Genomic DNA, 11,991 nt, shown 5'->3' with positions numbered 1-11,991 from the left:
GGCGAACAACTCGACCGCCCCGTGCGGGTCGCCCGCCTCGCCGCGCCGGATGGCGAGAGCCTGCCGGATGCTCAACGTCGTCGGGTGCAAACGCCCCAATGCCCGCAGCGCATCGGGCAACAGCTCTTACATCTCCTCCAGGGCGCCCCGCGCATCGCCCGCGGCGGCGCGCGGCGTGGCCAGCTCGTCCCGGGTGGACAGCGGGTCCGGGTGATCTGGTCCCTGCACCCGCAGCCGGTCCTGCACCAGCATCTCCAGCTCGTCCACCGCGTGCTCCGGCTCGCCCGCGCGCGCTCGATAGGTGGCCAGCAACCCGCGGGTCTGCAACGTGTTCGGGTGGTCCGGTCCGTGCACCTGCAACCGATCCTCGAGCAGCTCGCCGAATTCGGCTGCCGCCTGCTGGACATGCCCGGCCTCACCATGCCGCAGCGCCAGGCTGTGCCGGACGCTCAGCACCCCCGGATCCTGCTTCTCGCGGGTGCGCAGCATGTCGGCCAGCAACACCTCCATCGCGGTCACGGACCCCGCGATATCGCCGAGGGAGGCCTGATCGTTGGCCAGGCACACCCGCGCACTCAGCGTGTCATCGTGATCGGCACCGAGCACCCGGATCAGGACGGGCACCACGCTGTTCAACTCGGCCAGGCCACCGGCCACATCACCGCTTTCGGAACGCAGCCGGGCGAGGTTGACGCGGGCCTCCAACGCCGCAGGGCTGTCCGGCCCGAACGCCTGCGCACGGACGTCGGCCACCTGCTCCGTGTCGGCGACGGCGGCATCGAGGTCGCCCGCCACCCCGCGCCACCACGCGAGTTCCAGGCGAATCGTCAGCACTCCGTGCTGTTCCGGATCGGAGTAGCGCGCCGCGGTCTCGCGCATCCGCTGGAAGTGCTCGACCGCGGCGGTCACCGCTCCGCTGCGGCCCAGGCTCGCCCCGACCAGGAACAGCAAGGGGTGGCAGCAGCACTCGTAGAGATGACCCGGTGCATGCGGGTGCAGCGCTTCGGTGTTCGTGCGCAAGGTAGGGATCAGGTCCCCGGAACGTTCCCGCGGCCACGTCTCGTACAGCCCGTCCGCTGCGGAGTGCACCAGTGCACCGAGCTGGTCTGCTGTGAGCTGGTCCCGAGCCGCGCGCTGCACCAGTGCGTGCACCCGCACTCGCCGCGAGTTCGCGCCGCTGTCCTCGGTGATCAGGTTCAGCCGATGCAGGCACCGCAGCGCGCTGCGCACTGCGTGCTGATCCACGGCGTCACCGGTGACCCGCTCCAGGTACGCGCGGACCGCCGTGCTGGTGAACACTTCAGCGGGGATGCCTTGCGGGTCGAGCATCGCGGCGACTTCCAGCACCTTCGGCGCCAAGCCCACTGGTCGCAGCCGCCCCGCCAGCTCGACCGACAGCGCCAAGGTCGCGGTCACCGGATCGACCTGCTCGTCCGGCAGCGCCTCCTGCTCGGGAAGCACGTCGGCGAGCCTGCGGCTCCGATCGGCCAGCAGCGCCCGGTACTCGTGGCAATCCAGATCCTCATCGAGCAGGTAGGCGGCGGCCTGCGCCAGCGCCAGCGGGAGGTGGCCGAGGTCGGCGGCGAGCTCGGCGGCACCTTCGGCACCGGCGAAGTCGGCGGCGCCTTCGGCACCGGTGAGCTCGGCGGCGCTTTCAGCACCCTGCGGCCGGTTGGCCAGCCGAGCCGTCAGGTAGGCGAGCGACTGTTCCGCGGTGAACACGCCGATGTCGACCAGCTCGCGCCGATCGTGCACCAACGCGGCGTCGCGACGCCGCGTCGTGGCGAGCGTCCGGCCCTGCGGCCGGTCCGGCGGCCACAGACCGGTGGCGTCGCCGGGACTGCGCAGGTCGTCGAGCACCACCAGCCAACGCCACGAGGACGAGGCGAGTCCGGCCAGGAACCGTTCCGGCCCGCGCTCCGGGTTCCCGTCCGGGTCCCAGCCGAGTTCGGCGGCAGCGGCGGCGTAGGCCGAGGTGATCGCCTCTCGGGAGCTCGCCGCGACCCAGACCAGCAGCTCGATCTCGCCTTCGAACCACAAGTGTTCGGCCAGCTCGGCCGCGAGCTGCGTCTTGCCCACCCCGCCGAGGCCGGAGAGCACTCGTCCCGTTCCCGCGGGCACGAACTCGCCCGCGTCGACCGGCCGGCGCTGTTGAAAGCACCCCACGCGAGCAGGCACCGCGCCGATGCGGTGCGGCAGATTCGGCCGCGGACCGGCGTGCTGGTGGATGATCACGTCCCGGATACGGCTCGCCTTAACCACCGGGCCGTTGACTCCGCCACCGACCGAGTTCAGCACGACGTCTTCCGGCTCGTTCCGCGAATCCTCGCTCTCCACCCGCGTCCTCCCGCCGGTGCGTCCTGATCTCGGCATCCACTTCTACACCTGATGCGCGGGCCTATCGAATGCCGATGGTGTGCACGCCCCGCCCGACAGGCTCCGGTTCCGCGTGCGGACTCGCCGCCGAACGCGAACCCGGCCGACCGCGGATGGCGATCGGCCGGGTTTCGTCCGAGCTCGTTCAGCGGGATTCCGCCGCGCAGGAGGAATCCTGCTCGGGTCGCGCACCGGTGACCAGGAAGTCGTTCACCGCGTTGTTCGCGCACTGGTTGGCCCCGAACACGTAGACGCCGTGCCCGCCCTGATCGGCCGTCACCATCCGGGCGCGGTCGCCGAGCGCCGAGCGCAGCTCGCGGGCGCCGGCCAGCGGTGTTCCCGGGTCCCGCTCGTTCTGCACCATGAGGACGTTCGACGGGCCGCGGTCGGTGATCCGCACCTGGGGCTCTGCCGCCGGTTTCGACCAGTACGCGCACGCCGAGATGTTCGCGGCGGCCGCGCCGATCAGCGGGTACCGCTTCCGGTCGACCGCCACGTCCCGCTGGTAGCTCTGCACCGACCGCGGCCAATCCGACTCGCCGCAGACCACGGCGAACCGCGCGGCCATGACGTTGTCCGTCGCGGTCGGGACGCCACCCGGCAGCTTCGGGTCCTCGCCGTGATCGAGGGCGCGCCACCCCTGCGCCAACGTGCCCAGATCGTCGTTGTACAACAAGGTGAACGTCATGCCGCGGAAGATCGACCCGTCGTAGCCCGCGACAGGATTCCGGTCCAGCCGGTCGGCCAGCTCGTGGTACTTGGCGGTCACCTCGGCAGGAGTCGTGCCCAGCCCGTGCTCCGGGTGCGCGGCGGCGAACTCCGCGAAGTCCGGGAACCGGTCCTGCATGCCGCGGCCGAAGCCGCGCATCGCTTCGATGTCGTAGCCGCCCGGGCCGAGGTTGCTGTCCAGCACGAACCGGTCGCTGCGCTGCGGGAACATCGTCGTGTAGACCGCGCCCAGGTACGTCCCGTACGACGCGCCGAGGTAGGACACCTTGGGCTCACCGAGCGCCGCGCGGACCCGGTCCATGTCCCGCGCGGTGTTCGCCGTGGTCATGTGCGGCAGCATCGATCCGGTCGCGGAATCCGCGCACTGCCTGGCTTCCGCCTTCGCGACCTCCGCCTGCCGCACGACGTCCGCCGGGCCGTTCGCGTACGGCAGGTTGCCGATCGCCAGCTGCTCCGGTGTCAGGTCGCAGGTCACCGGGTCGCTGTGCCCGACGCCGCGCGGGTCGATGCCGATCACGTCGTACTGCTCGCGCACGCCTTGCGGCAGCGGCGCCGGGAAAGCCAGGTTCGTCAGCAGCTGCGGGTAGTTCAGGCCTGCACCGCCGGGACCGCCCGGATTGGTCAGCAGCACGCCGCGTCGCTTGTCCGGGTTCTTGCTCGGCAGCCGCGAGATCGCGAGGTCGATCTTGCGGCCGTCCGGATCCGCGTAGTCCAGGGGCACTTGCACCGTCGTGCATTCCAGGTCCGGCGTCGGGATGCCGGTGTCCGGGCACGGCCCCCAGTTCAGCTCCTCCGGGGCCGCAGGCGCGGCGGACACCGCCGGGACCAGCACCGCGGTCGCCGCGGCGACGGCGGCGAAGGCCACCGGCAGCGCAAGTTTTCGCATCGGATTTCCTTTCCGCGGTGGGAGAACCACCGCCAGGTCGTCGATCTCGTCGTGCTGCCCGATTCCAGCGAGATCCGCGCCCGCGCAGTAGTGCGGCGGCGTCACCGATGCGCCGTGACGTTCCTGGCCACCGAGACCTGACGTGACGTCACTGGTGGGGACCCGGTGCGGCAGAGATGATCGGCAGGGAACCGCCCGACCTCGGAGGACCATGCCAACCGCGCTGCCGGTGGACCGCCGGACCTGGACCGGCCGTGCCGTGCAGGACCGGGTGCGCTCGCTGAACCTGTTCTCGACGCTCCCGCCGCTGATCGTCGTCGGCGTGTTCCTGGCGTTCACCGCACGCTCGTGGGGACACGTCGTCCTCCAGCTCGTGGGAATGGCGGCCGCGTTGGTGCTGGCCGAGCGCTGGACCGCGGACGATTCCCGCCGCGTCGCCCGGCCTTGCCTGGTCGTGACCGCGGCCACCTGGCTGGCCGGGGCGCTGACGGACAGCTCCGCCGCGGTCTACGGCATCTGCGTCGTGGTGTCGTTGCTGATCCCGCAGCTGCCCCGCCGTCGGCTCGCGACCCTTTCCGGGCTGTGCGTGTTCATCGCCGCGCTGGGCTCGACGAATCTGCTCGTGTTCGGCGACGACCCGGGCGGACGCGTCTTCCAGTACGTCGTGGTCCCGCTGCTCACCGTCCCGGTGGCGACCGTGTTCGCGTTGCTCAACCAGAAGTTCTCCGACCTGATCGTCGAGCGTGAGCAGTCCAGGCAGCGCGAGGCGGAGCTGGCGGTCATGCGGGAGCGGATGCGGTTCGCCAGCGACCTGCACGACATCCAGGGCCACACCCTGCACGTGGTCAAGCTGAAGGTCGCGCTCGCCGAGAAGCTGCTCGACCGCGATCCCGGCCGGGCACGCGAGGAACTGGGCGAGGTGCACGCCCTGGTCGGCGACACCATCGCGCAGACCAAGGAACTCGCCCACGCCCAGCGGCAGCTGAACCTGTCCGCGGAGCTGGAGAACGCGAAGAACCTCTTCGAGGCCGCGGGAATCTTCGTGCACATCGACCGCGAAGCCGACGCCGATCCGCACGCGGGGGAACTGCTCGGCCAGGTCCTGCGCGAGACGACGACCAACATCCTGCGCCACGCCCAAGCGCGCCAGGTGCGGATCACGCTGTCGGCCTCCGGGATCACCATCGTCAACGACGGCGCGCACGAGACCGGGCCGCCGGAACTGAGCGGGCTTTCCACGCTGCGCCAACGCCTCGCGGACAACGGCGGCGAGCTGGAGGTCTCCCGGCGGGACGGCCGGTTCCGGACCACGGCGACCTTCCCCTCCCGGCCTGCTCGGAAGGAGAACCGATGACCACGGTGGTGCTCGCCGACGACGAAGCCTTGCTGCGCAAAGCATTGGCGGCCCTGCTACCGCTGGAGGGCGAGATCACCGTGCTCGCCGAGGCCGAGGACGGCGAATCCGCGGTGGCCGCCGCGCTGCGGCACCAGCCGGACGTGCTGGTGATCGATCTGGAGATGCCGCGGGTGGACGGGCTCGGCGCCGTCGCCGAGATCCGCAGGGCGCGGCCGCAGCAGGTGGTCCTCATGCTCACCCGCCACGCCCGGCCCGGCGTGCTGCGCAAGGCGCTGAAGCTCGGCGTGCAGGGCTTCGTCAGCAAGTCGGCCGAACCCGCGCACATCACCTCGGTGATCAAGACGCTGCACGCGGGCAAGCGCTGGATCGACTCGGAGGTCTCCGCGCTCGCCGTCGTCGACGACTGCCCGCTCACCGACCGCGAGCTCGACGTCCTGCGCGCCACCCGCGACGGGTTCTCCGCCGCCGACACCGCCGCTCGGCTGCACCTCGCGGAGGGAACGGTCCGCAACTACCTCTCGAACGCGATGCAAAAAACCCAGACCCGCACCCGCCACGAAGCCGCCCGCTACGCCCGCGAACACGACTGGCTCTAGTCTCCCGCGCGCCGCTGGGCCGTCGACGAAGCGGCAGAACGCGCGACTGTCCTCAGTGGATCCAAGCAGCAGGCATCTCAACAGCAGCGGGTGCCCGCTCGTGGCGGGCGGCTGGGCGATCGAGGCTAGTCCGGGCCGATCAGCGTGCGGTGGTGGGTGATGACCTTGCGGAACGCGCGGATGTAGCCGTCGGCCAGTTCCGGGTCGTTGTGCGGCACCTTCAGCGTGAGCGTGTTGCGATGCCTGCGCTCCGCCCGCGGATACTGCCCCGGCCGGTAGCGCGGCCAGCCCTCCGGGAGGTTCGGGAACAACCGGTTCGGCGCGTCGAACAGCGGGTGCTCGTTCAGCGGCCGCGGTGCCCGCGGATGGTCCACTTCCAAGCAGCCTTCCGCGCGCAACGCGGCGACCAGCGCGTCCACCGGCAATCCGCCCAGTTCCTCCGGCCGGTGCAGCAGCGGCACGGCGTACCAGGACGGCGCGTAGCGGCCGGGCACCTCGGGCACCGAGATCCCGGGCAGTTCGCGCAGCTCGGTGATCACGCGGGCGGCGATCTGCCTGCGGCCGCCGAGCCGCCGGTCCAGTTCGCCGAGCTGGCCGAGCGTCAGCGCCGCGGCCAGCGGATGCATCCGGTGCGCGAGGCCGGTGCCGGTGAGGGCGTATCTGCGCAGCGGGTGGTCGATCGGGATCTCGCTGCGGCAGCGGCTGCCGTCCTGGCCGTGCAACAGCACCCGGTAGTACAAATCATCATCATCGGTGAGCACGAAACCGCCCTCCCCACCGGAAAGCGGTTTCGACCCGCCCGTGCTGAACGCGGCGATGCTGCCGAACGTGCCGATCCGCTGGCCGCCGATCGCCGCGCCGTGCGCGTGCGAACCGTCCTCCACGAGCGCGATGCCGTGCTGCCGGGCGAGGCCGGCGAGCGCTTCGATGCGCGCGGGCACGCCCCACATGTGCGTGGCGACGATGGCCTTGGTGAACGGAGTGATCGCCGCTCGCACCCGTTCCGGGTCGAGGTTGCCGAGCTCGTCGCAGTCGACCAGCACCGGTTTCGCCCGCAGGTGCAGCAGCGGCGTGGCGGTGGCGTGCGAGGTGTAGGCGGGCACGATCACCTCGTCACCGTCGGCGAGGCCGAGCGCCGCGTAGGCGGAGTGCAGCGCCGCGGTGCCGGACGAGGTGACGACCGCGTGGCGCACGCCGAAGAACTCCGCGAGTCTGCTCTCCAGCTCGGCGACCACACCGGTGCGGCCAGGCAGCGACACCGCGTTGTAGAGCTGGGCGGTGACCGCGACGGCGGTGTTGATGTCGATCGGCGGCCACGGCACCTGCGGCGCCATGGTCCGCAGCACCGGAGGCCCACCGTGGATGGCCAGCGGGCTGCTCACGTGATCAGCCCCTTCCGCGCGGCGCCACCGGGACGCGTCCGATGAACACGCACTCGTTGTGCAAACAAAGACTTCGGTTGACATGGTCCGATCAGCTACCCGCCATCTGCGTGAAATTGCCGCCGACGTTCTGGAACCCGAGTTCGAGCGAACCTCGGACCCCTGGTGTGCGCGTAGTCTGAGCAACTGCTCACGGTGCGTTCACGCACACGCACGCCCGGACGCGACGGCGATGGGGTCCTCATGACCGGCCAACCGAAAGCGGACTTCGACGCGGCGCCGCAGCAGGACGTGTTCGTGGCCGAATTCCGCAGGTGGCGGGATGTGCGGGGACTCTCGCGCTCGGCGCTGGCGCGGGAGATGGGCTACAGCCGGTCGTACGTGTCGAAGGTGGAGAGCGGCGGCGAGCACGCTTCCCGGGAGTTCGCCCAGGCCGCCGACGGCGCCCTGAACGCCGGTGGCTCGCTGCGCCGGGCCTGGCGGGAGCAGAACGCGGTTCCGGCGCCGCGCAAGCCGCCACCCGCTCCCCCGGCACCGGTGGAACCCGCCGGCGGTCTGGTGGTCGAGCACGATCACGCCGAACTGTTCTACGACAACGGTTCCTACCGCGCCACCATGCGGCGACTTCTGGTCAACAACGGTCAGCAGCCGATCACCCGCTACCTGATCCGGATCTCGGTGGACCGCTTTCCCGGCGATCCGGAGCGCTCCAACCAGCTCTACCGGGACAACCCGCTGACCTGGGAAGAAGTCGATCTTCAGGCGTGGTACGGGGACCAGCGCCAGGAACCGATGCGCTGGAGCGTGCAGCACGACCGGGACGCCTTCAAGGAGGTGTGGCTGCTGTTCGCCAACGACTCCGGCCGGTTTCCGCTGTATCCCGGCGAAAGCGCGTGGATCGAGTACACCTACACGGTCAGCGACGACAAGTGGGGCCACTGGTTCCGGCGCGCGGTGCGACTGCCGACCCGGCGATTATCGGTGACCTTGGACTTCCCGACCGATCTGGACCCGGCGGTGTGGGGGCTGCACACCTCGATGACCGCGGAGTCCATGCCGTTCCAGACCGCGGTCGAGACCCGGCACGAGGACGACCGCACGATCTACTCGTGGTCCACCGAAGATCCGCCGATGCACGCCCGCTACCGGCTGGAATGGCATTTCCGCAATCACGTGCGCGCGGCGCGCTCCGGGCCGCCGAAACCGAGCGAGACGATGACGGCGCTGGGCATCGTGCAGGAAGGCGATCCGATGCTGCGCAGGCCCTCCCGGCCGTTCACGCTGCCCGCGGAGGCCGAGGACGCCCGCCGGGTGATCAACGAGCTGCACGCGGCGACGCAGCGGATCGCCAAGGCGCACACCTTCGGCAAAGGAATGGGGATCGCCGCGCCGCAGATCGGCATCGAGCGGGCCGCCGCGATCGTGCGCCCGCCCGGCAGCGACGACCTGATCACGCTGCTGAACCCGCGGATCATCGAGTCGAGCGAGCAGGGCGACGAGCAGTACGAGGGCTGCCTGAGCTTCTTCGACGTGCGCTGCCTGGTCCCGCGGCCGCTGGTGGTGCACGTGGAGCACCAGGACATCAGCGGCGAGCGGCGGATCACCATCTTCGAGCGCGGCATCGCGCGGCTGGTCGCGCACGAGGTGGACCACCTCTGCGGCGTGCTGTGCCTGGACCACCTGCTGCCGGAGGTGCACCCGATCCCGGTCGAGCAGTACCGCGGAAGCGGGGCGAACTGGCACTACCCGGCCGAGGGGTGAGCCACCCGCACAGAGGCACCGTGCGAGATCAACGCACGAATGCGCACGTACATTGGGGTTGCGTGCGCGGCTGATCCTTGGCCGGTGCGGCGCGGTGCGTCACCATCGGGCTCACCGCGGGCGGTTTTTCCCTGCGCACGCCGTATCCGCGGCCGAACCAGGGAGGCGAGGCGGCATGTTCACCTTTCCCGTGCAGGCGACGGAGCTGTTCGCCGAACGAGCCCGCCAGTTCCGCGCTTGGGGAGTCCCCGCGCACGTGGTCGCACGCGCGAGCGAGCGGATCGACGACGTGTGGGGCCGCGGACGCAGCGGCTGGGTCCCGGTGTGGGCCTCCGAGGCCAGGCACGCCGAGTCCGCGAAGGAGTGGGCGCGCGCCGCGGCGTGCTGGGGCGCGGCTCGTTTCCCCTGCCTGGCCACCTCGGATCGGCACGACGCCTACCAGCGGCAGTTGGAGTGCTTCCGGCACGCCTCGGCGTGCCTCCCGGTGACGTTCCGCCGCTACGCGGTGGAGGTGCCATACCGCGGCGAGCCCACCAGCGTGGTCGCGCACGTGTACCGGTGCCCCCGCGCGGTCAGCGACCAGTTGCTGCTGCTGTGCGGCGGGGTGGACACCTGGAAGATCGAGCTGCATCGCATCGCGCTGGCGATCTCGCTGTGCACCGGGTTGACCGTGGCCGCGGTCGACATGCCGGGGACCGGTGAGTCGCGGGTACCGCTGGCCGCGGACTCGGATCTGGTGCTGGCCGGGGCTGCTCGGCGGCTCGCGGAACGCACCGGTTGCGTGCGAACGGCGATGCTCGGGTTGAGCTTCGGCGGGCACTGGGCCGCGAAGCTGGCACTGACCGGGCGGGTGGACGCGGCGATCGAGGTCGGTGGGCCGGTGGGCGCGAACGGTTCGGCGGTGGACGTGCTCGGGTTGCCCGGCGGGATGGCCGGGATCATCGGCAACGCGCTCGGGCTGGACCAGTTGCCGCACCGCGCCGAGTCGAACCGGTTCTCGCAGGAGTTCTCGCTGCGCAGGCAGGGCCTGCTCAATTCGATCGGGCGCTGCCCGCTGCTGGCGATCAACGGCAGCAACGACCCCTACATCCCGTTGCGGGACACCACGGCGCTGGGCGACCGGCCGGAGGCGGTGGTGTGGCTGGTCGCCGATGCCGGGCATTGCGCTGCGGAACGGTTGCCGCGGGTGCTGCCCGCTGCGGTGGGCTGGCTGCTCGCGGAGCTCTCGCCGCGTTCGGTGCGCCGCCAGCTGGCCGCTCGCGCGCTGCGGAGCGCCCTCGGTGCTGCCGTGACCGGGCCGCGGCAGGTGGCCTCCGCGGCCTGACGACCGGCCGCTCCCGCAAGACAAGTTCAACAGCAGGGCTTAACCTCCGGGCTCATGACCGGCACCGGGTTCACCGTCGAGTTCGCCGCGCCCGAGCCGCAGCGGCTGGCGCACTGGTGGGCGCACGTGCTGCGGTGGACGGTCGGCCCGGACGACGTCGTGCGGCCCACCGGCCCCGGCGTCGAGCTGCGGTTCGCGGCCTCGGAGGCGGACAAGGCGGGCAAGAACGCCGTGCACCTGGAGCTGCGCAGCGAATCCTACGAGCACCAGCGCGACACGCTGCTGCGGTTGTTCAACGCCGGAGCGCGGTTCACCGATGAGGGCGAAGACGTCCCGTGGCAGGAGATGACCGACCCGGCGGGCAACAAACTCCGCCTGCTCGAACCCAGGCAGTCCGATGTGGACACCGGGCCGGTGGCTTCGGTGGTGGTGGGCTCGTCCGACCCTTCGGCCGACTCCGCGCGGTGGGTCTCCGCCGGATTGCAGGTCGTCCGGCGCGACCCCGCCCTGATCGCACTGCACTCGACGGCGCGGACGGGCCCGTACCTGGAGTTCAAGCTCGGCGGTCCCACCACCGGAATGCTGCGGGTGCTGCCGGAACTCTGAAGATCAGGGTCCGATGACCCGGATTCCGTGCAGCCGGCGGACGAACTCGGCACCGAACGCGGTCGACGGGGTGTGCGCACCGGCCTCGACGCCGCCCGCGAGCAACCCGTCGACCGTGCGCAGCACCGAGTCCGCGGTGAAGTCGTAGGTGTCCGGCCCGATCAACGCGGCGGACGCGCTGCGCCCCTGCCCGTCGCGGGCCTCCGCGTAGACCTCCACCCAGCTCTTGCTGCGTTGCGCAGTGCCCGGTCCGCGCACCAGCGAACCGATCACGGCCTTGCCGATGCGTTGCGCCACCGGCTTGCCCAGCACGACCCGCCCGAACGCCGAGGCGCGCGGCCCGACCCGGTCCAGCCCCGGCAGGCGCGCGAACGTGGTGATGTCGCCGATCCCCGTGCTGCGGAAAGCGGTGCTCACGTCGCCCCACGGGAGCGAGGTCACCGTGCGGTGCCCGGACGGGAACGGGACTTCGCGGCGCCGCCAGCCCATCGGCACGGTCCGCAGCGAACCGCCCACCCGCGCCCGGCCGCCCATCGCCGCGCCTTCCAGCGCGCTCTTCATGGTGCCGCCGCTGATCCCGCCGCTGGCCTGGAACGCCAGGTCCAGCTCGGTCGCTGCGGGCAGCTCGGCGGCGACCAGCGCGGCCAGGCAATCGGTCGGCACCACGTCGAAACCGGAGCCCGGCAGCAGCACCACGCCCGCCCGCCGCGCCTCGTCGTGACGCGCGAACACCGACTCGAAGACATCGACCTCACCGGTGACGTCCAGGTAGTGCGTCCCGGTACGCAGGCACCCGTCGACCATCGGCGCCGAGGTCGCCGAGAACGGTCCCGCGCAGTGCGCGACCACGTCGACGTCGCCGAGCGCCTCGGCCACGCCCGCGCCGTCGCGCAAGTCGAACACCCGGTGCGGCAGCCCCAGCGGGGTGGCCACCTTGGCGACCTTCTCGGCGTCCCGCCCGGCCAGCAGCGGCC

The 11,991-nt window shown here is 71.4% G+C and carries 9 protein-coding genes; 5 read left to right on the top strand and 4 right to left on the bottom strand.

Annotation, left to right across the window (positions count from 1 at the left end):
• Positions 1 to 126: 126 nt before the first annotated feature.
• Complete coding sequence (locus IJH84_RS22355) at positions 127 to 2,337, bottom strand: tetratricopeptide repeat protein (protein ID WP_295148624.1); 2,211 nt, start codon at positions 2,335 to 2,337, stop codon at positions 127 to 129.
• Between the two features lie 184 nt (positions 2,338 to 2,521).
• Complete coding sequence (locus IJH84_RS22350; RefSeq protein ID WP_295148621.1) at positions 2,522 to 3,991, bottom strand: alpha/beta hydrolase; 1,470 nt, start codon at positions 3,989 to 3,991, stop codon at positions 2,522 to 2,524.
• A gap of 211 nt (positions 3,992 to 4,202) precedes the next feature.
• On the opposite strand from IJH84_RS22350, the gene IJH84_RS22345 reads away from it, so the two are divergent.
• Complete coding sequence (locus IJH84_RS22345) at positions 4,203 to 5,345, top strand: histidine kinase (protein ID WP_295148618.1); 1,143 nt, start codon at positions 4,203 to 4,205, stop codon at positions 5,343 to 5,345.
• Positions 5,342 to 5,944 (top strand): DNA-binding response regulator, encoded by a 603-nt coding sequence (locus IJH84_RS22340; protein ID WP_295148615.1) that lies wholly within the window; start codon positions 5,342 to 5,344, stop codon positions 5,942 to 5,944. Before IJH84_RS22345 ends, IJH84_RS22340 begins: the two co-directional genes overlap by 4 nt.
• A gap of 125 nt (positions 5,945 to 6,069) precedes the next feature.
• Here IJH84_RS22340 and IJH84_RS22335 read toward each other — a convergent pair whose 3' ends face one another.
• The gene (locus IJH84_RS22335) at positions 6,070 to 7,326 is read right to left on the bottom strand and encodes a DegT/DnrJ/EryC1/StrS family aminotransferase (RefSeq protein ID WP_295148612.1); all 1,257 of its coding nucleotides are present in this window, start codon (positions 7,324 to 7,326) and stop codon (positions 6,070 to 6,072) included.
• Positions 7,327 to 7,569: 243 nt separating this feature from the next.
• On the opposite strand from IJH84_RS22335, the gene IJH84_RS22330 reads away from it, so the two are divergent.
• From IJH84_RS22330 to IJH84_RS22320, 3 genes are all read left to right on the top strand, one after another.
• Positions 7,570 to 9,087: a peptide deformylase gene (locus tag IJH84_RS22330; RefSeq protein WP_295148609.1), complete on the top strand. Its 1,518-nt coding sequence runs from the start codon at positions 7,570 to 7,572 to the stop codon at positions 9,085 to 9,087.
• Positions 9,088 to 9,262: 175 nt separating this feature from the next.
• Complete coding sequence (locus tag IJH84_RS22325) at positions 9,263 to 10,411, top strand: alpha/beta hydrolase (protein WP_295148606.1); 1,149 nt, start codon at positions 9,263 to 9,265, stop codon at positions 10,409 to 10,411.
• Between the two features lie 54 nt (positions 10,412 to 10,465).
• Positions 10,466 to 11,017, top strand: coding sequence for a VOC family protein (locus IJH84_RS22320; RefSeq protein ID WP_295148603.1), 552 nt, complete (start codon positions 10,466 to 10,468; stop codon positions 11,015 to 11,017).
• A gap of 3 nt (positions 11,018 to 11,020) precedes the next feature.
• On the opposite strand, the gene IJH84_RS22315 is transcribed toward IJH84_RS22320, so the two are convergent.
• A partial coding sequence (locus tag IJH84_RS22315) for a trans-acting enoyl reductase family protein (protein ID WP_295148600.1) occupies positions 11,021 to 11,991 on the bottom strand: 971 nt, incomplete at its 5' end.

The sequence above is a fragment of the Saccharopolyspora sp. genome (assembly GCF_017434145.1).
In the GTDB taxonomy this organism is placed as follows: Bacteria; Actinomycetota; Actinomycetes; order Mycobacteriales; family Pseudonocardiaceae; genus Saccharopolyspora_C; species Saccharopolyspora_C galaxeae.
This window is presented reverse-complemented; position numbering and strand designations above follow the sequence as displayed.